Source organism: Zoogloea sp. (genome assembly GCF_023150065.1).
Classification (GTDB): Bacteria; Pseudomonadota; Gammaproteobacteria; order Burkholderiales; family Rhodocyclaceae; genus Zoogloea.
Genome location: NZ_JAKLLN010000007.1, coordinates 159,834 through 182,289, shown reverse-complemented (window position 1 = coordinate 182,289; position 22,456 = coordinate 159,834). Strand labels below are relative to the sequence as shown.

Here is a 22,456-nt window from a genome sequence, read left to right as displayed (position 1 = left end):
GGTGATCAACGGCCAGCGCAGCTTTCCCCTTGGCATCTTCAAAGCCCGCTCGGCCTTGCCCCGGGGATGGAGGTGATTGCGTCGGTGAGGGGGTTGAAGCCGTCTGCCCGGTTCCAGTCCACCAGCAGCATGCGCCCGGCGGGGGTGCTGAAGCTGAACTTCCGCCGGCCGGCCACCGAGATGGCGCTCTCGCCGTGGGTGAAGTCCAGCTCCGGCTCCTTGCCCGTGCGGTTGTTGACGACAAGGGGAATGCCCGTCTCCGTGGATCGGCGCTCCCACACATCCCCCGGCCCCATGCCGTCCACGGGGGGCCAGTTGGCTGGCACGAGGAGGAGGGCGGCGCCCTGCTCGCGCTGGCGGGCGGCGGGCTCCGGCGCATAGGTGTCGGCACAGATCAGCACCCCGACGGGCACACCATCGACCACGAAAGGCGGGCCGCCCGCGCCGGCCGTGGACCAGCTTTCGGCGCCGCCATGGACGCGCTGCTTGCGGTAGGCGCCGAGGATCTTCCCGCTCCGGTCGATCACTGCGACGCTGTTGTGCAGGGTGTGGTGGCGTGCATCCCGCTCGGCAAAGCCGATGAACAGGGCCACCTTGTTGTCCCGGGCAATGGCAGCCAGGGTGCTCATCCAGGTGTCGGGGAAGGGGGCGATCCAGCCTGTGCCGATGCGCTTGGCAAAGTTGTAGCCGGTTTCCGCCAGCTCGGGCGTGAGGACCCAGTCGGCGCCCTGACGGACGGCCTCGCGGATGCCGGCTTCGATCTGCGCCCGGTTGGCGGCGATCTCACCCGGCGTCGGGTCCAGGTGGAGCAGGGCCAGGCGCAGGTGGCCGGCGGGCTTGGGGAGGGCCGACAGCGCTTCCGGAAAGCGCCGGGTGCCGGGCAGGAAGAAGCCGTTCTGCTTGCCCAGGGATTCGACCACGGCGCTGTAGGTGGCCTTGCCGATCAGCTCGCCGATGCGGCTGTGGCCGCCGGTGTAGCTGGCGGTCGGTGCGCCGGTGCCGGAGACGACGATGATGCTGTCGGTGCCTGTGCCGGTGGCCTGCACGCCGGGCGTGTAGGTGCTGGCCACCTGGAGGTCTTCCAGAGCGGCGGTCTTGCCCTCGGTGACGGTGATCAGCGCCCTCGCCATGGCGGCGTCGGTCAGGCGGATGTTGCTGAGGACCAGGATGTTGATGGTGCCGGCCGGTTCGGCGCCTTCGATGTAGCGGCCTTCATCGACGCCGGTGCGGATGGCATTGCTCTTGGCTCCCGCGGTGGCCAGCACGGTGACGGTGAGCGGGCCGTGGCTGCGGGTGACGACAGCGAGGTTGTCCAGGTCGGCGGCGGTGGCCATGTGGGTGACCTCCGCTTTGGTCAGCCCGAGCCCTTCCGCCGTGCTCTGGAGCACATGTTCGGTGTAGGCCTTGCCACCGCGGCCGTCCTGGCCGTTGAAACGCGTCGATACCCGCTTCCAGAGTTCCGGGTGGGCGCCGTGGTTGATGGTGGCGCGGCTGTCCACGAGCCCGTCGCTGGTGGACAGGGTGCGCCTCGCTTCGGGGAAGCGGACGACCAGCGTCTTCTCCCACAGCCCGTCCCGGTCACGCTGGTCGATGCGGGCTTCGGCCTTCACGTCGGCGGGGAGGGGAATCTCGGCTGCGCGTGCCGGCAGCAGCAGGGCCAGGCCGGCGAGGGCGAGCAGCTTGCCCAGGTGTGTGCGGGCGAGGCCTGCCCGGGGGCGCCATTCAGGCATTGGGGTCTCCTTGGCGTGGGGGCGGCGGAAAATGAGAAAGGGAGCCGCGAGGGCTCCCTTCTGACTGGGCCTCAGCCCGGAATTCCGGGTCGAGGCAGCCGGCTTCAGGCGAAGTTGGCGGACGCGAAGTCCCAGTTGGCAAGGCTGGCCAGGAAGGTCTCGACGAACTTCGGGCGCAGGTTGCGGTAGTCGATGTAGTAGGCGTGTTCCCACACGTCAATGGTCAGCAGGGGCTTGCCTTCGCCGGTCTTCAGCGGGTTGCCGGCAGCGCCGGTGTTGGCGATGTCGACGGTGCCGTCGGCCTTCTTGACCAGCCAGGTCCAGCCGGAGCCGAAGTTGCCCACGGCGGAGGCCTGGAAGGCCTTCTTGAACTCGTCGAAGGAACCCCACTTGGCGTTGATGGCGTCAGCCAGGGCGCCGGTGGGCGCACCGCCGCCGTTCGGCTTCATGCTGCTCCAGAAGAAGGTGTGGTTCCACACCTGGGCGGCGTTGTTGTAGATGCCGCCGGCGGGGGCCTTGAGGAAGGTCTCTTCGATGGAGAGGTTCTCGTACTCGGTGCCGGGGATAAGGTTGTTGAGGTTGACCACGTAAGCATTGTGGTGCTTGGCGTAGTGGTAGTCGAAGGTCTCTTCGGACAGGTGGGGGGCCAGGGCGTTCTTGGCGTAGGGCAGTTCGGGCAGGGTGTGAGCCATGTGATTTTCTCCGGGGGGTTTGGAAATTGCCCGACTATTCTAGTCGGGATTGGGTTTCCTGCACAATCAGTAAGGATATTGGAGAAGCGCCCGTGCGGCGCGGGTCCCCGTCAGTCCTCGTTCACGGTGGCGCCGACCGAGCCGTCGCTCATTTCGATGCGCACGCGAGTGCCTTGGGTCAGGCCGGCGGCGCTGCGCACGATCCTGCCGTCCGCGTGGCGGGTGATGCTGTAGCCCCGGGCCAGCACGGCGCGTGGGTCGAGGTGGGCGAGGTGCTGCTGCAGGGCGTCCAGCCTGGCCTGATGGCGGGCCAGAAGGCCGTGGGTGGCGCGCTGCAGGCGCTGGCCCAGGGCATCCAGGTGTGCGCGCTTCTGGGCGGGGTCCGGGCGTTGGGCCTTGAGGCGCAGGCCCAGGCCGGCAACGCGGGCCTGCCGGCTGGCCAGGTGGCGGGCCATGCTGGCACGCAGACCCTGGTCCAGGATGGTCAGGCGCAGCTGGCTGCGTTCCAGGCGCTGGCGCGGGTGCGTGAGCCGCGCGGCAGCCCGGTCCAGGCGCTGGGCGGCGGCGTCGATGCGGCGTTCCATGCTCCGCCGCAGCCGGGCGGCCAGCTGTTCCAGCCCTTCACGCAATTCCATATAGGCCGCGCTGGCGAGCTCGGCGGCGGCCGTGGGGGTGGCGGCGCGCAGGTCGGCGCTGAAGTCGGCAATGCTGAAGTCGGTTTCGTGGCCCACGCCCACGACGACCGGCAGCGGGCAGGCGCGGATGGCCCGGGCCACGCGCTCGTCGTTGAAGGCGGCCAGGTCCTCGAGACTGCCACCACCGCGCACCACCAGCAGCACGTCGTTGCCGTCCAGGGCGGCCCGTGCGCCGGCGCGCTGGATGGCGGCGGCGATCTGGGCCGGGGCGGTGTCGCCCTGCACGGGCGTGGGGTAGAGGCAGACCGGCACCTGGGGTGCCCGCCGGGCCAGGGCTGCGGTCACGTCCCGCCAGGCGGCGGCCTGGGGCGAGGTGACCACGGCGATGCCGCGGGGAAAGCGGGGCAGGGGGCGCTTGTGGGCCGGGTCGAACAAACCCTCGGCCTCGAGCCGGGCCTTGAGGCGCAGGAAGGCCTCATACAGATTGCCGACCCCGGCCTGGCGCACGTTCTCCACGCTGAGCTGGTAATCCCCCCGGGGCTCGAACAGGGTGACCAGGGCGCGCACCTCTACCCGCATCCCGTGCTCGAGCCGGAAGGACAGGGACTGGGCGCGGTTGCGCCACATGGTGCAGCGCACCTGGGCCTGGTCGTCCTTGAGGGTGAAATAGAGGTGCCCGGAGGCGGCGCGGGTGAGAGTGGAGACTTCTCCGGCGATCCACATCAGGGGAAAGCTGCCTTCCAGTGCCTCCCGGGCCGCGCGGTTGAGCCAGGACACGGAAACGACGTCGGTTGCGCCGTTGCGGAGGCTTGTCGAGGGGGGATTCATGGGGCCGGATTCTACCGGAATCCACATCTACGCCAGATCTGTGAAAAAAAATCCCGCGATCGGGCTTGACTTGCCGGGAAATACATAAGTTATTGATTTTAAACAACTGTTGTTGTTGCTCATTTTTTGACCCGAGGACTAAAAAGCCTTATGGACTGCGGGTTTAGAGGCATCGTCGGGCATCAATCCACAAAGTTATCCACAGATTTTGTGGATTGTCTCGGGGTGCAACTGTGTTGCCTAGGGGATGTTTGCCGGGTTACATTCACGAGCTTGATTGGATTCCCAGGAGTGCTCGAGTGTTCGCCATCATCCAGGCTGCAGGCTGGCCAATCTGGCCCTTGTTGTTTGCTTCCATCGTGGCCGTGGCCCTGATCATCGAGCGGCTCATCACCCTGCGCCGCAGCAAGATCCTGCCGGACGGGCTTCTTGAAAAGGTTGTCGTCGAATTGCGCCAGGGCGGCGCCACCCCCGAGATGATCAACCGGGTTGCCCTCAGCTCCCCCCTTGGCCGGGTCTTTGCCGCCGGCCTGCGCAATGTGCGCAGCACCAGGGAGGTGATGAAGGAGTCCATAGAGGAGACCGGCCGTGCCGTGACCCACGATCTGGAACGCTTCCTGACCACCCTCGGCACCATTGCTTCCATCAGCCCGCTGATGGGCCTGTTCGGCACCATCGTCGGCATGATCGAGATCTTCGGTTCCCAGGCACCGGGCGGTTCCAACCCCCAGCAGCTGGCCCAGGGCATCTCCATCGCCCTCTACAACACCGGCTTCGGTCTGGTCATTGCCATCCCGAGCATGATCTTCTGGCGTCATTTCCGTGCGACCGTGGATAGCCTGGTCATCGACATGGAACAGCAGGCCATCCGCCTGGTCGAGATGATCCACGGCGAGCGCCGCTGAGGACCTGACATGAACTTTGGTCGTGGCCGCTCCCGCGAGGAGCCGGAGATCAACCTGATCCCGCTGATCGATGTGCTGCTGGTGATCATCATCTTCCTGATGCTGACCACCACCTATTCGCGTTTTGCCGGGCTGGAGATCAACCTGCCCACGGCCGATGCCCAGGCCAGCAACGAGAAGACCGTCGAGGTCAATGTGGCTGTCACTGCGGCGGGGGATGTGGTCATCAACAAGCGCCCGGTGAATGGCTCGGGCCTGCAGGCCATTGTCGCGGCCATGCAGGCGGTGGTGCCGCCCGATGCCAAGGACCCGGTGGTCATCATCAACGCCGACGCCAAGGCTGCCCACCAGCGCGTCATCGACGTGATGCAGGCAGCCCAGCAGGCCGGGCTGGTGCATATTTCCTTCGCCACCCAGGCGGCCCAGCGCTGACGCTGTCGGGCATGCCACGCAGCGCCCCGGATTTCTGGCGGCACCGGGGCCTGCCCGCCCTTGCCCTGTTTCCCCTCTCCCTGCTTTTTGCCCTGTTGTCCGGTGCGCGGCGCTGGCTCTACCGAGCCGGTGTGCTGCGCGTCGAGCGCTTGCCCGTACCGGTGATCGTGGTGGGCAATATCGCCGTGGGTGGCAGCGGCAAGACGCCGGTGGCCCTGTGGCTGGCGGCCGAACTCAAGGCGAACGGCCATACCCCCGGCATCATCAGCCGAGGCTATGGCGGAGATGTGGAAGGCGTGGCCGAGGTGGTGCCGGGCGGTGATCCGGGCCACTTCGGAGACGAGCCGGTGCTGATGGCTACTGTCTCGGGCTGCCCGGTGTTCGTCGGGCGTGATCGGCCGGCGGCCGGACGTGCCCTGCTGGCGGCCTATCCGGCGGTGGATGTGCTCATCACTGACGACGGCCTGCAGCATTACCGGCTGGCCCGGGACGTTGAGCTGGTGGTGGTGGATGAAGCGACCCTCGGCAATGGCCTGCGCCTGCCTGCCGGCCCGCTGCGGGAAGGGGTCGGGCGGATAGCCGGCAGTACGCTGGTGATGGCCCACGGCGCCCTTTCCGCCGGCCTCTTGGGCAAGCTGGGCAAAACCCCGGTGTTCGCGTTTTCCCTGGCGGGCGATGCCTTCGAGCGGCTGACGAACCGCCTGGAGCGCCGTGAGCCGGCGGCTTTTCGCGGCCGGCGCGTGTGCGCCATGGCTGGCATCGGCCGGCCCGAGCGCTTTTTCGGACAGCTCGAGGCCATGGGCCTGACCCTTGAACGGCGTCCGTTTCCAGACCATCACAGCTACACCGCGGCCGATGTGGCCATCAAAGAGGGCGATGTCCTGCTGATGACCGAGAAGGATGCGGTAAAATGCCGGCCTTTCGCCCCGGCAGACAGCTGGGTGTGGCCGGTCCGGGCGCAGGTTGCGCCGGGCGCGGTAGAACTGATTGTGGAGAAGCTCGATGGATCCCCGACTGCTTGAAATCCTGGTTTGCCCGATCACCAAGGGGCCGCTCGACTTCCGTAAGGATAAGCAGGAGCTGTGGAGCGTCAGCGCCCGGCTGGCCTACCCGATCCGCGACGGCATCCCCGTGATGCTCGAGGACGAAGCCCGTCCGCTGACCGAGGAAGAGCTGGCCCAGGCCCGCTGAGATGAGCTTCAAGATCGTGATCCCGGCGCGTCACGCGTCGACTCGCCTGCCCGGCAAGCCCTTGCTGGACATCCTCGGCAAGCCCATGATCCTGCGCGTCCTCGACCGGGCTCGTGAGGCCAGGGCGGAGGAGGTGTGGGTGGCCACCGATCACCAGGGCATTGCCGAGGTGGTGGAGGCCGCGGGAGGGCAGGTGATCCTGACGGGCGCCGAGCATCCGTCGGGTACCGATCGTCTGGCCGAAGTGGCCACCCGCCTGGGGTGGTCCGACGATACCGTGGTGGTCAATGTTCAGGGCGATGAGCCCTTGATCCCGCCCGGGCTGATCGGTGATGCGGCGGCTGCCCTTGCAGATGACAGCGAGGCGGCCATCGCCACCGCCTGCCACCCCCTGACGTCCGCCGAGGAGTTCTTCAATCCCAACGTGGTCAAGCTGGTGCTCGATGCGCGGGGGCGGGCGCTGTATTTTTCCCGGGCTCCGATCCCCTGGGCGCGTGACGCCTTTGCCGCCGACCGCAGCGTGCTGCCGGCAGGGCTGCCGGCCTACCGTCACATCGGCCTCTACGCCTACCGGGCCGGTTTTCTCAAGCGCTACTCCAGTCTCGCGGCGTCGCCGCTCGAGCAGTGGGAGGCCCTTGAACAGTTGCGGGCCATGGCTCATGGTTTCCCCATCCGGGTGATGGTGCTGGATCACGCACCGCCGGCCGGAGTGGATACCGCTGAAGATCTGGAACGTGTCCGCCGGGCGTTTGACCTAGCGGAAGTTTCGCGATAGTTTCGCAATCCCATGTCGATTGACAATAACCAGAGGAGGGAAAAGACATGCGTCTGATTCTGTTGGGACCGCCGGGCGCCGGCAAAGGCACCCAAGCCAATTACATCAAGGAAAAGTTCGGTATTCCCCAGATTTCCACGGGCGACATGCTGCGTGCTGCCGTCAAGGCCGGCACCCCCCTGGGTATCGAGGCCAAGAAGGTCATGGATGCCGGTGGCCTGGTGTCTGACGACATCATCATCGGTCTGGTCAAGGACCGTCTGAAGGAAGCCGACTGTCAGTCCGGCTACATGTTCGACGGCTTCCCCCGCACCATTCCCCAGGCCGAGGCCATGAAGGCGGCGGGCGTGCCCATCGACTTCGTGCTCGAGATCGATGTGCCCGACGAGGAAATCATCGGCCGCATGTCCGGTCGCCGCGTGCATGTGGCTTCCGGCCGCACCTATCACGTCAAGTTCAACCCGCCCAAGGTGGAAGGCAAGGACGACGAGACCGGTGAAGCGCTGATCCAGCGTGACGACGACAAGGAAGAAACCGTCAAGAAGCGTCTGGACGTGTACCACGCCCAGACCAAGCCGCTGGTTGCCTATTATTCCGATTGGGCTGCCAACGGCGATGCCAACGCACCCCAGTATCGCAAGATCGCTGGTCTCGGCAAGGTTGACGAGATCCGCGAGCGGGCTTTCGCAGCACTGAAGTAAGCTCCGACCGCCAGGTATCGAGGGCCGGCCTTACAGGTCGGCCCTTGTCTTTTCAGGAGCCCTGTTTGGGGGATCGAGCGATGAGCAGGAATCTTCTGTACGCCCAGTCGGGCGGGGTGACGGCGGTGATCAATGCCTCGGCGGCGGGGGTTATCACGACCGCCCGTGAGGCCGGCGAGCGCATTGGCAGGGTGCTGGCGGCCCGCAACGGCATTCTCGGGGTGCTGCGCGAGACCCTGGTGGATACGGCCGCCATCCCGGCCGACGACCTGGTGCGCCTGCGCTGTACGCCCGGGGGCGCCTTCGGCTCCTGCCGTTTCGATCTCGATGCGGAGGCGGACAACCCGACCCAGTATGATCGTCTTTTCGACGTGTTTGCGGCCCACCAGATTGGCTACTTCCTCTACAACGGCGGCAACGGCTCGATGGAGACCTGCCGGCAGATCCAGGCTGCGGCCCAGGCTCGCGGCTACCCCCTGACGGTGGTGGGGGTGCCCAAGACCATCGACAACGACATCGTTCATACCGACTGCTGTCCGGGCTTCGGCTCGGCGGCGAAGTACCTGGCCACCTCGGTCCGGGAGGTGGGGCTGGATCTGCGCGCCATGACCACCACGGGCGGACGGGCCTTCGTGCTGGAAGTGATGGGGCGCAATGCCGGGTGGCTGGCGGCGGCTTGCGCGCTGGCTGCCGATAGACCGGACTGCGCACCGCATATCATCCTGCTGCCCGAGGTGCCCTTCGACGAGGTGCCGTTTCTGGCGCGGGTGCGGGATACGGTGGAACGGCTCGGGTCCTGCGCCATCGTGGTGGCCGAAGGTTTGCGCGGGCAGGACGGGCAGATCCTGTCCATGCAGGCGCAGCACCCCAAGGGCTACGTGCAACTGGGTGGTGCGGGGGAAGCCATCGCCGACCGCATCCATTCGGCGCTGGGCTACAAGGTGCACTACGCGGTGGCGGACTACCTGCAGCGCGCCGCGCGCCATCTGGCTTCAAAGACGGATACGGCCCAGGCCTTTGCGGTAGGCAAGGCGGCGGTACGCCGGGCGCTGGCGGGCAGCCATGGGGTGATCGGCCTCAAGCGCCTGTCCGGCCAGCCCTATCGCTGGCGGACCACCCAGCAGGCCTTCGAGAAGGTGGCCAACCTGGAGCGCGTGCTCCCGCTCGACTTCATTGCGCCGGACGGTCTGGGCGTCACCGATGATTTTCGCAACTGGTGCCGGCCGTTGATCGCGGGCGAGGATCTGCCGCGTTTCGTGGATGGCCTGCCGGACTATCTGCATCTGCAGTTGCCCTTGCTGGAGCGCAGGCTGGCCGATTACGAACCCTGAGCGCTGATACCCCGTGCGAGGGCACGGGGGGCGGACGGGAGGTGCGTCAGGCTGGAACCGCCGGATTGAGGCTGTAGGTGACGGTGAGGCTGGCCTTGGCCAGGATGTGGCCGACCATGGCATTGCGCACCTGCTGGCCGTCAAACGCGCCGGCCACTGAGAGCGTGGGCACATCAAGGGCATACACCGTGAACACGTAGCGGTGGCGGATCGAATCGTTCCACGGCGGGCAGGGGCCGTCGTAGCCGAAGTAATTGCCCTTCATCTGCTCATCGCCGGCAAACCAGCCGGTGTAATCATTGAGGCCGTGACGGCTGCCGTCGGGCAGATCGGGGCCGGGCTTGCCGTTGGGCGTCACCTCGCGGGAATGCTCGCCCTCGGCAATGCTCGTGGTGGTTTCCGGCAGGTCGATCAGCACCCAGTGGAAGAAGTCCACCCGCGGCAGTTCGGCAGGAACCTGGCGGCCCTCCTGGTTTACGTCATCCCCGCGGCTGGGCACGTCGGGGTCGTGGCAGATCACGGCGAAGCTGCGGGTGCCCGCCGGCGCGCCGCTCCAGCCCAGGTGCGGATTGTGATTGCTGCCCAGGCAGACGTGCCCCTCGGCGGCGGGAATGCAGAAGGTGAAGGCGCCGGGAATCACGGCACCGTCGGCAAAGCTCTGGCTGCTCACTTGCATTGTTGTGTTCTCCCCTTGAAGTCAGGGGATTCTAGCCAAGTTTGCCCGGCGAGTTGCCGCTCATGCGCTGCGGCGGCGGAAGTCCCTGACCCGGAAGCCGAGGGCAAACAGGACCGCGAAGTAGACGGCCATGCCGCCGATCACCAGGGCTACCAGGCGCAGCACCCGCTCGAGCCCGGACGCGCTCAGCCACAGGGCGTTGCTGCCAGCGGCAAAGTGCACCGACAGCCCGAGCGCGACGAGGGCCACCAGCAGCTTGGCTGCGAATTTGCTCCAGCCGGGGAGCGGTGTGTAGACCTGCCGTTTGCGCAGGCCATGGTAGAGCAGGCCGGCATTGACGCAGGAGGCCAGGCCGATGGACAGGGCCAGGCCGGCGTGCTGGAAGGGGCCGATGAAGACGAGGTTCATCAGCTGGGTGATGACCAGCGAGAAGATGCCGATGCGCACTGGGGTGCGCACGTCCTGGCGGGAGTAGAAGGCGGGCGCCAGTACCTTCACCAGGATCAGGCCGGTCAGGCCGATGCTGTAGGCGATCAGGGCCGTGCGGGTCTGCAGTACGTCGTTGGCACTGAAGGCCCCGTGGTGGAACAGGGTGCTGATGAGCGGAACCGCCAGCAGGGCCAGGCCGAGGGAGGCGGGCAGGGTCAGCATCAGGGTCAGGCGCAGGCCCCAGTCGAGGAGTGCCGAGAACTCGGCGGGCTTCTCGTCGGCGTGCATCTTGGAAAGACTCGGCAGCAGGATGGTGCCCAGCGCGACGCCCAGCATGCCGGCCGGGAACTCCATCAGGCGGTCGGCGTAATACAGCCAGGACACGCTGCCGCTGGGCAGGAAGGACGCGAACACGGTGTTGATGAGCAGGGATATCTGGCTCACCGAAACCCCCAGCATGGCCGGGCCCATCAGCTTGAGGATGCGCCGCACGCCCGGGTCGGAGAAGTTGAGGGAGAAGCGCGGCAGCATGCCGATCTGCGCTAGGGGGCGCAGTTGCAGCAGCACCTGGGCCAGCCCGCCGATGAACACCGCCCAGCCCAGGACGAGGATGGGCGGGTCGAAGTAGGGCGCGGCGAACAGGGCCATGCCGATGAAGCTCAGGTTGAGCAGTACCGGCGTGAAGGCGGGGATGGCAAAGCGGCTCCAGGTGTTGAGCACGCCACCTGCCAAGGCCACCAGGGCCATGAAGAAGATGTAGGGGAAGGTGATGCGGGTCAGCTCGACGGTCAGCTCGAACTTCCTGATGTCGTCCGAAAAGCCCGGCGCGGTGGCGTAGATGATGGCGGGGGCGGCCAGGGCGCCGAGGATGGAGACGATCAGCACCACCAGCCCGAGGGCGCTGGCCACGTGATTGATGAGGCGGTGGGTCTCCGCGTCGCCGCGCTTGTTCTTGTATTCGGCGAGGATGGGCACGAAAGCCTGGGAGAAGGCCCCCTCGGCGAACATCCGGCGCAGCAGGTTGGGCAGCCGGAAGGCCACCACGAAAGCATCCATCTCGATGCCGGCGCCAAAGGCCCGGGCCTGCACGAAGTCGCGGACGAACCCCAGGATGCGCGAAAGCAGGGTCATGCCGCTGACCGTGGCGAGGGCGCGGAGGAGATTCATCGAGGCCATGGAATCGGGGGTGTTGCGAGGGCAAAGAGGGTCGATGTTAGCGGCTTATGGCGCCCTGCAGCAATGCGATTTTCCGCGTTTGGCGGCGTTTGGCATGGCCGTGGCGCCCGTCGCGGGGGGCGATGGGGTAAAATGGCAAAAATTTTTGTGAGCTCGACCTGATGAAAACCACGTTCCTAGATTTTGAACAGCCTATTGCGGAACTCGAGGCAAAGATCGAAGAACTACGCTTTGTGCAGGATGATTCGGCGGTGGATATCTCCGAGGAGATCGGCCGCCTGGAGCAGAAGAACTACGGCCTGACCAAGGACATCTACGGCAAGCTGACGCCGTGGCAGTGTGCCCTGGTGGCGCGCCACCCCCAGCGCCCCTATACCCTCGACTACGTTCAGCACATCTTCACCGATTTCGAAGAGCTCCACGGCGATCGCAGCTTTGCCGACGACAAGGCCATCGTGGGTGGTCTGGCCCGCTTCAACGGCCAGTCCTGCATGATCATCGGTCACCAGAAGGGGCGTGACACCAAAGAGAAGATCCATCGCAATTTCGGCATGCCCCGGCCGGAGGGCTATCGCAAGGCCATGCGGCTGATGAAGCTGGCCGAAAAATTCAACCTGCCAGTGTTCACCTTTGTGGATACGCCGGGCGCCTATCCCGGCATCGATGCCGAAGAACGGGGCCAGTCCGAAGCCATCGGCCACAACCTGTTCGTGATGGCCGAGCTGAAGGTGCCGCTGATCTGCACCATCATCGGTGAGGGCGGCTCCGGCGGGGCGCTGGCGATCGCCGTCGGCGACCAGTTGCTGATGCTGCAGTACTCCACCTACTCGGTGATTTCGCCGGAGGGGTGTGCATCCATTCTGTGGAAGAGCGCCGAGCGTGCCCCTGATGCGGCCGAGACCATGGGTATCACCGCGTCCCGGCTCAAGTCCCTGGGCCTGATCGACAAGGTGGTGAATGAGCCGGTGGGCGGCGCCCATCGGGATCATCGGGCCATGTCCCAGAGCCTCAAGCGGGCGCTCCAGGATGCCCTGCGCCAGGTTTCCGAGCTGTCCCCCTCCGAATTGCTCGAGCGGCGTTTCGAGCGTCTGATGAGTTACGGCAAGTTCAAGGAAATTGCCGTCGACTGATCCCGTCTCCGCTGTCGCCCGTCAGTGGCGGCAGCTTTCCGTCGCACCGGCCCGGCTCCGGGTCGGCCTGAGCGGCGGGCTTGATTCCACTGTCCTTCTGCATGTTCTCGCCGCTCTGCGCGAGACCCTCGGCTTTGAACTTACCGCGATCCATGTCAGCCACGGGTTGATTCCCGGTTCGGCGGAATGGGCGCAGCCATGTGCCCGGCTCTGCGCCCGCCTGGGCGTTCCTTTTGTGGTGCGCGAAGTTGTGGTGCGACGTGATCACCCGGGCGGGCTCGAGGCTGCGGCGCGGGAGGCCCGCCATGCCGCCCTGAAGGAGGATGCCGGGGGCGCGCTGCTGGTTCTGGCCCATCACCGGGACGATCAGGCCGAGACGGTACTTTTTCGCACCCTCCGGGGGGCGGGGGTACGGGGCGCGGGGGGAATGCGGGTGTTCGATGCCCGGGCGGGTGGGCCGGGCATATGGCGCCCCTTGCTGGCGTTGCCGCGTCGGGCTCTGGAGGCCTACGCCAAGGCGCATGCCTTGGATTGGGTTGAAGATCCGAGCAACCAGGATCGGCGTTTCTCACGCAATTTTCTCCGTCTGGAAGTACTGCCCCGCATCGAGGAGCGTCAGCCGGGGGCTGCCGCAGCACTGGCCCGAACAGGGCGTCTGTGTGCAGAAGCGGCGGATCTGCTCGACGATCTGGCCGACCTGGACCTTGCGGCCATGGCGGGCGGGGTGGCGGGGCGCTTCAACCACACGGCCGCCTTGAGTCTGGCACCGTCCCGCCTGCGCAACGTGATGCGCCGTGCCCTGGATCGGGTCGGGGTCCTGATGCCCGATGAGGACCGTCTGTGCGAGGCGGAGCGGCAGCTGCGCCTTGGTACGGCTGCGGCCGGCTGGCGGCTGGTGCTCGGGACGCACGCCCTCTGTGTGTATCGCGACGACTGGTGGATTGAGCGGGCCGACCCGCCGTCCGTTCCTGCTGCGCTGGTGTGGAAGGGCGAGCCTGCCGTGGATTGGGCGGGGGGCCTGGTCAGGCTTGTTCCGGCGGTAGGGCACGGGCTTGCGGCCTCGGCCCTGGCAGGCGCGCATTGTGAGCTGCGCGGGCGGATGGGCGGTGAGCGCTTGCGTCTCAGGCTCGATGGCCCCGGTCGAAGCCTCAAGAATCTGTTGCAGGAGGCGGCTGTTCCGCCCTGGTATCGCCCCTTGTTGCCCCTGCTGTGGGTGGATGGGCGCCTGGCCTGGGTGGCTGGGGTGGGGGTCGCTGCCGAGTTTCGCTGCCCGCCGGGGCAGCCCGGTGTGGTGCCCGGCTGGTCGGGTAGCGCGGGCTCTTCAGTCGCGCCCGGGGGCCAGCAACTGGGCCAGCTCCACCGCTGAGCGCACGCCCATTTTTTCGAAGACGCGGGAGCGGTGCACCTCCACGGTGCGCATGGAAATGTTCAGCTCGTCCGCAATGACCTTGTTGAACTTGCCCGCCAGGACCAGGTGCATCACCTCCTGCTCGCGGGGGGTGAGCTGGGCCAGGCGGCCGCTGACGGTCGCCTGGGTTTCCTGGCTGGCAAGGCGGCGGGCATCACTCTCCATGGCCCGGATGACGACATCCACCAGGGCATTGTCGTCGAAGGGTTTTTCAAGAAAATCGAAGGCGCCCTTCTTGAGGGTACCGACGGCCATGGGTACGTCGCCATGCCCCGTGAGGAAGATCACCGGCATCGGGTTGCGGCGTTCGAGCAGGGCATCGAAACACTCGAGGCCGCTCATCTCGCGCATCCGGATGTCCAGCACGATGCAGCCGTTGAAGTCCGGCTGCCAGCCGGCGAGGAACTCCTCGGCCGAAGACCAGGTGCGGGCCGAGACATTGCGGGTGCGCAGCAGCCAGGTGAGGGCGTCGCGAATGGCTTCGTCGTCGTCGACGATGTGGGCGAGGGGGGCGGTCATGGCTGGACGGGAAGGGAGAAGTGGAAAATCGTACCACCGCCGGGGTTACCCTCGAAGCTCAGGCGGCCCCGGTGCAGCTCGGCGATGGAGCGGCAGATGTTGAGCCCCATGCCCATGCCTTCCTCCTTGGTGGTGAAGAAGGGGGCGAAGAGCTTCTCGGCCACCTCGGGGGGGATGCCCTTGCCCCGGTCGGCAACGCTCAGGATCAGCATGCCGTCCTGCAGGCGGGTGGTGAGGGTGAGGTTGCGCTGGGGGCGGGGCGCATCGGCCATGGCATCCATCCCGTTGCGGATCAGGTTGATGGCCACCTGCTCGATCATCACCGGGTCGGCGGCGATTTCGGGCAGGGCGTCGGCCAGATCCTGCTGGATGTTCACCCCACGCCGCTCGGCGTCGGGTTCCACCAGGCCGACGGCCTCGCGCAGGATGGCGTTGAGGTCCACCGGTTCGCATTTCGGTTCGCTGCGCCTGACGAAGGCGTGCACCCGCCGGATGATCTGCCCCGCCCGCTGGGCCTGCTTGCCGATTTTTTCGAGGATGCCGCTGAGCTCACCGGGGGACATGTCTCCCTTGCCAATCATGTTGATGCAGCCAGTGTTGTAGCTCGAGATCGCCGCCAGGGGCTGGTTGAGCTCATGGGCCAGGGTAGAGGCCATCTCCCCCATGGTGACCAGGCGGGCGGTGGCCTGCAGGCGTTCCTGCTGCTGCCGGTAGAGTTCCTGGGCGTGCTTCTGTTCGGTGACGTCCACCATCGAGCCCATCCAGCCGATATGCCGGCCCTCCGAGTCGATCAGCGGCGCTTCGATCAGCAGGGCGTCGAAGCGCTCGCCGTTCCGGCGCATCAGCCGGATCTCGATGCCCTGGGGGGGGGCGTTGCCACCGAGGACCATTTCGTGGACGGCCAGGGTCCGCTCCAGCGCCTCCGGTGCCCAGTAGGGCATGGGAGGGAGCAGGCCGACCAGCTCCTCGGCGCTCCAGCCGACCATGCGGCAGAAGGCCGGGTTGACGTAGGTGATCCGACCCTTGAGGTCGCGGGCGCGCATGCCGGTGTTGAGGGAGTCTTCCATGGCCTTGCGGAAGGCGTGTTCGGCGCGCAGGGCCTGCTCGGCGGCTTGCCGGCGCTGCATGTGACGGCGCAGTTGCCACAGGCTCCATACGATGGCCGCAGCCAGAACACCCAGGGAGCCCATGAGGAGCAGCGGAATCCAGCGTACTTCACTCTTGTAGGCGGTGACGTTGAGGGTGAGGCCATGACCAGGAGGCTCGAAGGGAATTTCGTAAGCCAGGCTGGACAGGGGCGACACCCGCGACTTGGCGGCGATCTCGACGCCCAGATTGTTGGCCACCGATACCCGGTAGCGCTCCGAGAACCACCACGGAACCTGCTGGGAGACCATGTTGTTGAGGGAGTACACACCGACCACCGAGCCCAGGTAGCGCCCGCCGTCGAAGATCGGCACATGCACCTCGAACTGGGTCTGGTTCTCGATCACCGCGTAGGCATCGCTATACACCGGCTGGCCCATGGAGCGGGACAGGCGGTAGGCTGAGTTGGAGGGAAAGGTTCCTCCTGTCTCGCCCACCAGGTGGCTGTCGGTGTAGGGCGGCTGGGCGCCTCGGACCTCACCGTTGGTGTGCAGCCAGAGAATGCGGATCAGGCCGCTTTCCGGATCGAGCGCCTGACGCAGCCGGGCCTGCGTGGTGGCCGAAAGGGGGCCGCCCTTGAGCAGATCAGGGCCCAACTGGGTGAGGTGGTTGTTGTTGCGCTCGAACTGGAAGCCGAGGTTCTGCTCCATCCACAACACATCGTTGATCAGCGTGGCGCGCTGTTCCTCGCTGTCCTGCCGGTGGGTCAGCCACAGCAGTGCCGCCATGGTGGCGACGAACAGGGCGACGGCAGCGTAAGGCAGGCTCCAGTACCAGCTTGGAGGCGGGGAGGTGGGGGTGGGGGGCAAGGGATTGAGAATCACGGATTGGCTGGAGTCACGTTATCGCCGGGATGGGTTGGGAAGGCCATCGGAACTTTCCACACTGGGGATGACCACAATTGATGCGGGTTCTGGGCTTGTCGATAGTACACAGGCAGCCTGCCGTTACCTCGGCAGCTCTTACCAAGTACAAGTTCCAATTACGGAGACAAAAAATGAAACTGCGCACTGTGATCTTCAGCCTCGCTGCACTGGGTTTCTGTGCTTCGGCGTCTGCCCAGGCTCCGATCGTGATCAAGTTCAGCCACGTGGTGGCAACCGACACCCCCAAGGGCAAGGCCTCTGAATTCTTCAAGAAGCGTGCAGAGGAGCTGACCAAGGGCAAGGTGAAGGTGGAGGTGTACGCCAATAGTGCACTGTACAAGGACAAGGAAGAACTGGAAGCCCTGCAGCTGGGTGCCGTGCAGATGCTGGCGCCGTCCCTCGCTAAGTTCGGCCCCCTGGGCGTGAAGGAGTTCGAGGTTTTCGACCTGCCCTACATCTTCGACGACTACACCGAGCTGCACCGCATCACCCAGGGCCCCGTCGGCGCCAGCATCCTGAAGAAGCTGGAGCCCAAGGGCATCGTCGGCCTGGCTTACTGGGACAATGGCTTCAAGTCCTTCTCCGCCAACACCCCGATCCGCACGCCGGCCGATCTGAAGGGCAAGAAGCTGCGCATCCAGTCCTCCAAGGTGCTTGAAGAGGAGATCCGCACGGTGGGCGGCCTGCCCCAGGTGATGGCCTTCTCCGAGGTCTATCAGGCCCTGCAGACCGGCGTGGTGGATGGCACCGAGAACCCGCACTCCAACATGTTCACCCAGAAGATGCATGAGGTGCAAAAGCACCTGACCGTGACCGATCACGGCTACCTGGGCTACGCGGTCATCGCCAACAAGAAGTTCTGGGACGGCCTGCCTGCCGACATTCGCGGCCAGTTGGAAACGGCGATGAAGGAATCCACCGTTTACGCCAACAAGATCGCCCAGGAAGAGAACGACAAGTCGCTCGAGGGGATCAAGAAGAGCGGCAAGACCCAGGTCTACGTGCCGACCAAGGAAGAGAAGCTGGCCTTCAAGAAGGCCATGGTCCCGGTGCATCAGAAGATGGAAGGGCGCATCGGCAAGGACCTGATCCAGTCCATCTACAAGGAAACCGGCTTCGACCCGGCGAAGCTGTAAGCGGCACCCTGCATCACGTCTGAATGAGCCCCTCGCAGCCGCGCGGGGCTCCGGCCCGGATTCCTTTCCGGGCCTCCAATCGCACTTCTCTGCGAGGATTCATCATGAAAATACTCGATCGCCTGGAAGAGTGGATCATCACCTTCCTGATGGGCGGGGCCACGGCCATCATCTTTCTGTCCGTGGTTCACCGCTATCTGGCCAGCCAGAGCATTCCTGGACTGCAGGACTGGCTGCTGTCCATCAACTTCAGCTGGGCCCAGGAGCTGTGCATCATCATGTTCGTGTGGATGGCCAAGTTTGGCGCCGCCTATGGCGTGCGCACCGGCATCCACGTGGGCGTCGACGTGCTGATCAACCGCCTGTCTGACAGCAACCGGGCCAAGTTCATCATCTTCGGCCTGCTCGCCGGCGCGCTCTTCACCGGCGTCGTTGCCACCCTGGGGGGGCACTTCGTGTGGGAGAACGGCGCCCACTACGCCTTCCTGCACATGACCGGCGCCGAGATCGGCGACATCCCCGAAGGCCCGACCACCCCCGACCTGGAGTGGCCCACCTGGATCGTCTATAGCGCCATCCCACTGGGCTCCAGCCTGATGTGCTTCCGTTTCCTGCAGGTGACCTGGGGTTTCCTCAAGACCGGCGAGCTGCCCCATCACGATCACGGCCATGTGGACGGCCTGGAGGACGAAGCCCCGTCGGTGAACGCCAACCCCTACTCCCTGGACGACAACCTCCACGCCCACGACCTCAAGCACACCCCCCTGGGTGATCGTGAAGGAGACCGCAAATGAACGCCGCAATCATCTTTGGCCTGCTCCTGGCCCTGATGTTGACCGGGATGCCGATCTCCATTTCCCTCGGCCTCACGGTGCTGTCCTTCCTCTTCACGATGACCCAGGTCCCCCTGGAGTCGGTGGCGCTCAAGCTGTTCACCGGCATCGAGAAGTTCGAGATCATGGCCATTCCGTTCTTCATCCTGGCCGGCAACTTCCTCACTCACGGCGGGGTGGCCAAGCGGATGATCAACTTCGCCACCTCCATGGTGGGCCACTGGTACGGCGGTCTGGGCCTGGCCGGCGTGCTGGCCTGTGCCCTGTTTGCCGCCGTGTCCGGCTCCAGCCCGGCCACCGTGGTGGCCATCGGCTCCATCCTGCTGCCGGCCATGGTGCGGGCTGGGTTCCCCAACAAGTTCGGGGCCGGCATCATCACTACCGCGGGTGCGCTGGGCATCCTCATCCCGCCCTCCATCGTCATGGTGATGTATTCGGTGGCCACCAACACCTCGGTGGGCGCCCTGTTCATGGCCGGCGTGGTGCCGGGCCTGGCCCTGGCAGCGGTGCTCGGGGGCGTGACCTGGTACCGGGCGAAGAAGTTCGATTACCCGCGCCAGCCCAAGGCCAGTGCGGCCGAGCGGATGAAGGCCTTCAAGGAGTCCGTGTGGGGGCTGCTGTTGATCGTGGTGGTGATGGGCGGGATCTACACCGGCATGTTCACCCCCACCGAAGCGGCCGCCATGAGCGCCATGTACGCCTTCTTCGTGGCCGTGTTCATCTACCGGGACATGCCCCTGAAGGACGTGCCCAAGGTGCTGCTCAACTCGGCCAACATGTCGGCGATGCTGCTCTACATCATCACCAACGCCGTGTTGTTCAGCTTCATCATGACCAACGAGAACATCCCCCAGGCCCTGGCCGAGTGGATGCTGGGCAACGGCCTGGGCGTGATCGCCTTCCTGCTGGCGGTGAACGTGCTGCTGCTCCTGGCGGGCAACTTCATGGAGCCCTCGTCCATCGTGCTGATCTTCGCGCCGATCCTGTTCCCGGTGGCGATGAAGCTGGGGATCGACCCGGTGCACTTCGGCATCATCATGGTGGTGAACATGGAGGTGGGCATGTGTCACCCGCCGGTGGGCCTGAACCTGTACGTGGCCTCGGGCATCACCAAGATGGGCATCACCGAGCTGACCGTGGCCGTGTGGCCGTGGCTGCTGTCGATGCTGGTCTTCCTGGGCGTCGTGACTTACTGGCCTGATCTGTCCCTGTCGTTCCCGCGCATGCTCGGGATGATCTCCTGACGGGCATGGGTCGATCAGTCAGGAAGCCCGTGTTCCGAGCAGGCTCCCGATGATCTGATTTCTTCCGGCCAAACGTCCGAAAGCGCGCCCTGGTGGCGCGCTTTCGGTTTTTTGGGCCCTGGGGCAGGTTTTGCCAGGCCTGCGCTTTGTGATAAAAGAGCGCGTTTACCGCGGCCGTCCGGTTGCGTGTGTCGTCTGTGAGGCCTGCGTTGTCCGAATCCCTCCCGTCGTCCGAGCACGACTGTTATCACTGCGGCTTGCCCATCCCCGCCGAGGTGGATCTCCCGGTGGAGATCGACGGCACGCCCCATCAGATGTGTTGTACCGGCTGTCAGGCCGTTGCCCAGTCCATCGTGAGCAGCGGGCTGGTGGACTACTACAAGCGCCGCGACACCCTGCCCGAGCAGGCCCGCGAGGCCATGCCGGACGAGCTCAAGGAGCTTGGCCTCTTTGATCATCCGGATTTCCAGAAAGGCTTTGTCAAGCCTATCGGCGAGCACGACCGGGAAGCGGACCTGATCCTGGAGGGCATCACCTGTGCGGCCTGCATCTGGCTGAACGAGCAGCATGTGGCGCATCAGCCGGGGGTGATCGCTGTCGATATCAACTACGCCACCCGGCGTGCAAGGGTGCGCTGGGACGAGCGGAAGATAAAGCTCTCCGACATCCTGGGTGCCATCCAGGCCATCGGATACCGGGCCTATCCTTACGATGCCGCCCGCTCCGAACAGATCTCCCAGCGCGAGCGCCGCTCGGCCCTGTGGCGCCTGTTCGTGGCCGGCTTTGGCATGATGCAGGTGATGATGTACGCCTTCCCGGTGTACGTGGCCGACCCGGGCGACATGACTGCCGACATCGAACTGCTGATGCGCTGGGCCAGCCTGATCCTCACCGCACCGGTGGTGCTGTATTCCGCTGCCCCTTTCTTCAGTCACGCCCTGCGCGATGTACGCCTGCGCCGCTTGGGCATGGACGTGCCCGTCGCCCTCGGTGTGGGGGCAGCCTTCGTGGCGAGTTGCTGGGCCACCTTCACCGGCAAGGGGGAGGTCTATTTCGACTCGGTGACGATGTTCGTCTTCTTTCTGCTGTGCGGGCGCTATGTGGAGATGCTGGCGCGCCAGAAGGCCGTGCGCGGGGTGGAGGAGCTGGGCAAGGTGATCCCGGCCTTCGCCGAGCGCCTGGCGGCCTATCCCTTGCCCGACGGTGAACGGGTGCCGGTGTCGCAGCTGAGCCCCGGGGACGTCATCCGGGTTAAGCCAGGGGAGACGATGCCGGTGGATGGGGTCGTCATTGAAGGGCACAGTGAGGCCAACGAGGCACTGCTGACGGGCGAGAGCCGGCCCGTGGCCAAGGGGCCGGGTGCCGACGTCACGGGGGGCAGCGTCAATAGCGGCAGCCCGCTGGTGGTGAGTGTCAGTCGCACCGGTGAGAACACCCGTTTGGCGGCGATCCGGCACCTCATGGAGCGGGCCTCCGCCGAAAAGCCCCGGGTGGTCCAGCAGGCCGATCGTGTAGCGGCTTATTTCATCGTGGCCCTGCTGGTGCTCTCGGTGGTGACCGCTGCCTGGTGGTGGTGGACCGACCCGGACCGGGCTTTGTGGGTGTTCGTTTCGGTACTGGTGGTGAGCTGCCCCTGCGCACTTTCCCTGGCCACTCCAGTGGCCCTTACGGTGGCCACCGACGCCCTGGCGCGGATGGGTGTGCTGGTGACCCGTGGGCATGCCATCGAGGCACTGGCCCGGGCCAGCCATTTTGTGTTCGACAAGACGGGCACGCTCACCTACGGAGAGATGCGTGTCGAGCAGATCCGCCTGTTGGGCGGTGCCGACGAAGCCGCCGTGCTGGCCCTGGCGGCTGCGCTTGAGCAGGGGTCGGAGCATGCCATCGCCGCGGCCCTGCGCCTGCGTGCCGGAGCAGTGGGCTTGCCGGCAATCAGCGGGCTGGCGGCGACGACAGGGCAGGGTGTGTCGGGCTCGCTTGACGGGGTGGGCTATCGCATCGGCAGGCCGACCTTCGTGGCCGATCTGACCGGTGTGCCGGTGCCGGACGTCCTGCTCGAAGATGAGCGTTCCGGACGGACGGTCATTGCGCTCGGCTCGGCGCAAGGCTGGCTCGCGGGTTTCACCCTGTCGGATGGCCTGCGGGACGATTGTCCTGCGGCGTTCGATTCCTTGCGCGGCAAGGGTATCGCGCTGTCCATCTTCAGCGGCGACACGCCTTCGACAGTGGAGGAACTTGGGCGACGCCTGGGGGTTGCCCAGGCGCTTGGTGCCATGACCCCCGAAGACAAGCACCGCGGCCTGCTTGCCTTGCAGAAGGGTGATGCCGTGATCGCCATGGTGGGCGATGGGGTGAATGACGCGCCGGTCCTGGCTCAGGCGCAGGTCTCGGTGGCCATGGGCGGGGGCACCGATCTTGCCCGCAACCAGGCGGATATCGTCCTGCTGAGCGGTCATCTTGCTTCCCTTGCGGAGGGCGTGACCCTGTCCCGTCGGGCGCTGACCATCATCCGGCAGAATCTGTGGTGGTCGTTTGCCTATAATTTCACCGCCGTGCCCCTTGCCATGTTCGGGCTTGTCACGCCCTGGATGGCCGGTATCGGCATGTCGGCGAGTTCGCTCTTCGTTGTTTTGAACGCCCTGCGCCTGCAGCGCAGGCTTCCCCGCTGAGGGC

The 22,456-nt window shown here is 65.8% G+C and carries 20 protein-coding genes; 13 read left to right on the top strand and 7 right to left on the bottom strand.

Going from position 1 to position 22,456, the window contains the following annotated elements:
• Positions 1-38: 38 nt before the first annotated feature.
• The 3 genes from L6Q67_RS11000 to xseA all read right to left on the bottom strand — a co-directional run bounded on the left by L6Q67_RS11000 (position 39) and on the right by xseA (position 3,885).
• A complete protein-coding gene (locus L6Q67_RS11000; protein WP_296569137.1) occupies positions 39-1,730 on the bottom strand; it encodes an adenosylcobinamide amidohydrolase in 1,692 nt (563 codons plus the stop codon).
• A gap of 104 nt (positions 1,731-1,834) precedes the next feature.
• Positions 1,835-2,422, bottom strand: coding sequence for a Fe-Mn family superoxide dismutase (locus L6Q67_RS10995; RefSeq protein WP_296569134.1), 588 nt, complete (start codon positions 2,420-2,422; stop codon positions 1,835-1,837).
• 110 nt (positions 2,423-2,532) lie between these two features.
• A complete protein-coding gene (xseA, locus tag L6Q67_RS10990; RefSeq protein ID WP_296569131.1) occupies positions 2,533-3,885 on the bottom strand; it encodes an exodeoxyribonuclease VII large subunit in 1,353 nt (450 codons plus the stop codon).
• 299 nt (positions 3,886-4,184) lie between these two features.
• Between xseA and L6Q67_RS10985 the strand changes: the two genes are divergently transcribed.
• From L6Q67_RS10985 to L6Q67_RS10955, 7 genes are all read left to right on the top strand, one after another.
• Positions 4,185-4,790 (top strand): MotA/TolQ/ExbB proton channel family protein, encoded by a 606-nt coding sequence (locus tag L6Q67_RS10985; protein ID WP_296569128.1) that lies wholly within the window; start codon positions 4,185-4,187, stop codon positions 4,788-4,790.
• 9 nt (positions 4,791-4,799) lie between these two features.
• The gene (locus tag L6Q67_RS10980) at positions 4,800-5,222 is read left to right on the top strand and encodes a biopolymer transporter ExbD (protein ID WP_296569125.1); all 423 of its coding nucleotides are present in this window, start codon (positions 4,800-4,802) and stop codon (positions 5,220-5,222) included.
• Between the two features lie 11 nt (positions 5,223-5,233).
• Positions 5,234-6,244 carry a tetraacyldisaccharide 4'-kinase gene (lpxK, locus tag L6Q67_RS10975; RefSeq protein ID WP_296569123.1) on the top strand — a complete coding sequence of 337 codons (1,011 nt, stop codon included), beginning with the start codon at positions 5,234-5,236 and terminating at the stop codon, positions 6,242-6,244.
• Positions 6,225-6,413 carry a Trm112 family protein gene (locus tag L6Q67_RS10970; RefSeq protein WP_296569120.1) on the top strand — a complete coding sequence of 63 codons (189 nt, stop codon included), beginning with the start codon at positions 6,225-6,227 and terminating at the stop codon, positions 6,411-6,413. Before lpxK ends, L6Q67_RS10970 begins: the two co-directional genes overlap by 20 nt.
• Before the next feature lies 1 nt (position 6,414).
• Positions 6,415-7,188 (top strand): 3-deoxy-manno-octulosonate cytidylyltransferase, encoded by a 774-nt coding sequence (gene kdsB / locus L6Q67_RS10965; RefSeq protein WP_296569118.1) that lies wholly within the window; start codon positions 6,415-6,417, stop codon positions 7,186-7,188.
• A gap of 47 nt (positions 7,189-7,235) precedes the next feature.
• Positions 7,236-7,889: an adenylate kinase gene (gene adk / locus L6Q67_RS10960; protein WP_296569116.1), complete on the top strand. Its 654-nt coding sequence runs from the start codon at positions 7,236-7,238 to the stop codon at positions 7,887-7,889.
• Positions 7,890-7,969: 80 nt separating this feature from the next.
• Positions 7,970-9,220, top strand: a complete 1,251-nt coding sequence (locus tag L6Q67_RS10955) for a 6-phosphofructokinase (protein ID WP_296569114.1) — start codon at positions 7,970-7,972, stop codon at positions 9,218-9,220.
• A gap of 46 nt (positions 9,221-9,266) precedes the next feature.
• Here the strand turns inward: L6Q67_RS10955 and L6Q67_RS10950 are convergent, their stop codons facing one another.
• The gene (locus L6Q67_RS10950) at positions 9,267-9,896 is read right to left on the bottom strand and encodes a YbhB/YbcL family Raf kinase inhibitor-like protein (protein ID WP_296569111.1); all 630 of its coding nucleotides are present in this window, start codon (positions 9,894-9,896) and stop codon (positions 9,267-9,269) included.
• 60 nt (positions 9,897-9,956) lie between these two features.
• The gene (gene murJ / locus L6Q67_RS10945; RefSeq protein ID WP_296569109.1) at positions 9,957-11,492 is read right to left on the bottom strand and encodes a murein biosynthesis integral membrane protein MurJ; all 1,536 of its coding nucleotides are present in this window, start codon (positions 11,490-11,492) and stop codon (positions 9,957-9,959) included.
• Positions 11,493-11,662: 170 nt separating this feature from the next.
• On the opposite strand from murJ, the gene L6Q67_RS10940 reads away from it, so the two are divergent.
• Together L6Q67_RS10940 and tilS are read left to right on the top strand one after the other, a co-directional pair.
• On the top strand, positions 11,663-12,631 hold the full coding sequence (locus L6Q67_RS10940; RefSeq protein WP_296569104.1) for an acetyl-CoA carboxylase carboxyltransferase subunit alpha: 969 nt from the start codon (positions 11,663-11,665) through the stop codon (positions 12,629-12,631).
• Positions 12,618-13,997, top strand: a complete 1,380-nt coding sequence (gene tilS, locus L6Q67_RS10935) for a tRNA lysidine(34) synthetase TilS (RefSeq protein WP_296569102.1) — start codon at positions 12,618-12,620, stop codon at positions 13,995-13,997. Before L6Q67_RS10940 ends, tilS begins: the two co-directional genes overlap by 14 nt.
• Here tilS and L6Q67_RS10930 read toward each other — a convergent pair.
• Together L6Q67_RS10930 and L6Q67_RS10925 are read right to left on the bottom strand one after the other, a co-directional pair.
• Complete coding sequence (locus L6Q67_RS10930) at positions 13,953-14,558, bottom strand: response regulator (RefSeq protein ID WP_296569100.1); 606 nt, start codon at positions 14,556-14,558, stop codon at positions 13,953-13,955. The two genes, tilS and L6Q67_RS10930, sit on opposite strands and share 45 nt — an antisense overlap.
• On the bottom strand, positions 14,555-16,528 hold the full coding sequence (locus L6Q67_RS10925; RefSeq protein ID WP_367171638.1) for a sensor histidine kinase: 1,974 nt from the start codon (positions 16,526-16,528) through the stop codon (positions 14,555-14,557). Before L6Q67_RS10925 ends, L6Q67_RS10930 begins: the two co-directional genes overlap by 4 nt.
• Before the next feature lie 173 nt (positions 16,529-16,701).
• On the opposite strand from L6Q67_RS10925, the gene L6Q67_RS10920 reads away from it, so the two are divergent.
• From L6Q67_RS10920 to L6Q67_RS10905, 4 genes are all read left to right on the top strand, one after another.
• Positions 16,702-17,706 carry a TRAP transporter substrate-binding protein gene (locus L6Q67_RS10920; protein WP_296569097.1) on the top strand — a complete coding sequence of 335 codons (1,005 nt, stop codon included), beginning with the start codon at positions 16,702-16,704 and terminating at the stop codon, positions 17,704-17,706.
• A 101-nt stretch (positions 17,707-17,807) separates the two neighbouring features.
• Positions 17,808-18,500: a TRAP transporter small permease gene (locus L6Q67_RS10915; protein ID WP_296569250.1), complete on the top strand. Its 693-nt coding sequence runs from the start codon at positions 17,808-17,810 to the stop codon at positions 18,498-18,500.
• Positions 18,497-19,783 (top strand): TRAP transporter large permease, encoded by a 1,287-nt coding sequence (locus tag L6Q67_RS10910; protein ID WP_296569094.1) that lies wholly within the window; start codon positions 18,497-18,499, stop codon positions 19,781-19,783. Before L6Q67_RS10915 ends, L6Q67_RS10910 begins: the two co-directional genes overlap by 4 nt.
• Before the next feature lie 209 nt (positions 19,784-19,992).
• On the top strand, positions 19,993-22,452 hold the full coding sequence (locus tag L6Q67_RS10905) for a heavy metal translocating P-type ATPase (protein ID WP_296569091.1): 2,460 nt from the start codon (positions 19,993-19,995) through the stop codon (positions 22,450-22,452).
• Positions 22,453-22,456: the final 4 nt, after the last annotated feature.

Bases quoted from the DNA above. Each gene is read 5' to 3' on its own strand.
- L6Q67_RS11000 (WP_296569137.1), bottom strand. From the start codon at position 1,730: ATGCCTGAATGGCGCCCCCGGGCAGGCCTCGCCCGCACACACCTGGGC.
- L6Q67_RS10995 (WP_296569134.1), bottom strand. From the start codon at position 2,422: ATGGCTCACACCCTGCCCGAACTGCCCTACGCCAAGAACGCCCTGGCC.
- xseA (WP_296569131.1), bottom strand. From the start codon at position 3,885: ATGAATCCCCCCTCGACAAGCCTCCGCAACGGCGCAACCGACGTCGTT.
- L6Q67_RS10980 (WP_296569125.1), top strand. From the start codon at position 4,800: ATGAACTTTGGTCGTGGCCGCTCCCGCGAGGAGCCGGAGATCAACCTG.
- lpxK (WP_296569123.1), top strand. From the start codon at position 5,234: ATGCCACGCAGCGCCCCGGATTTCTGGCGGCACCGGGGCCTGCCCGCC.
- L6Q67_RS10970 (WP_296569120.1), top strand. From the start codon at position 6,225: ATGGATCCCCGACTGCTTGAAATCCTGGTTTGCCCGATCACCAAGGGG.
- kdsB (WP_296569118.1), top strand. From the start codon at position 6,415: ATGAGCTTCAAGATCGTGATCCCGGCGCGTCACGCGTCGACTCGCCTG.
- adk (WP_296569116.1), top strand. From the start codon at position 7,236: ATGCGTCTGATTCTGTTGGGACCGCCGGGCGCCGGCAAAGGCACCCAA.
- L6Q67_RS10955 (WP_296569114.1), top strand. From the start codon at position 7,970: ATGAGCAGGAATCTTCTGTACGCCCAGTCGGGCGGGGTGACGGCGGTG.
- L6Q67_RS10950 (WP_296569111.1), bottom strand. From the start codon at position 9,896: ATGCAAGTGAGCAGCCAGAGCTTTGCCGACGGTGCCGTGATTCCCGGC.
- murJ (WP_296569109.1), bottom strand. From the start codon at position 11,492: ATGAATCTCCTCCGCGCCCTCGCCACGGTCAGCGGCATGACCCTGCTT.
- L6Q67_RS10940 (WP_296569104.1), top strand. From the start codon at position 11,663: ATGAAAACCACGTTCCTAGATTTTGAACAGCCTATTGCGGAACTCGAG.
- L6Q67_RS10930 (WP_296569100.1), bottom strand. From the start codon at position 14,558: ATGACCGCCCCCCTCGCCCACATCGTCGACGACGACGAAGCCATTCGC.
- L6Q67_RS10920 (WP_296569097.1), top strand. From the start codon at position 16,702: ATGAAACTGCGCACTGTGATCTTCAGCCTCGCTGCACTGGGTTTCTGT.
- L6Q67_RS10910 (WP_296569094.1), top strand. From the start codon at position 18,497: ATGAACGCCGCAATCATCTTTGGCCTGCTCCTGGCCCTGATGTTGACC.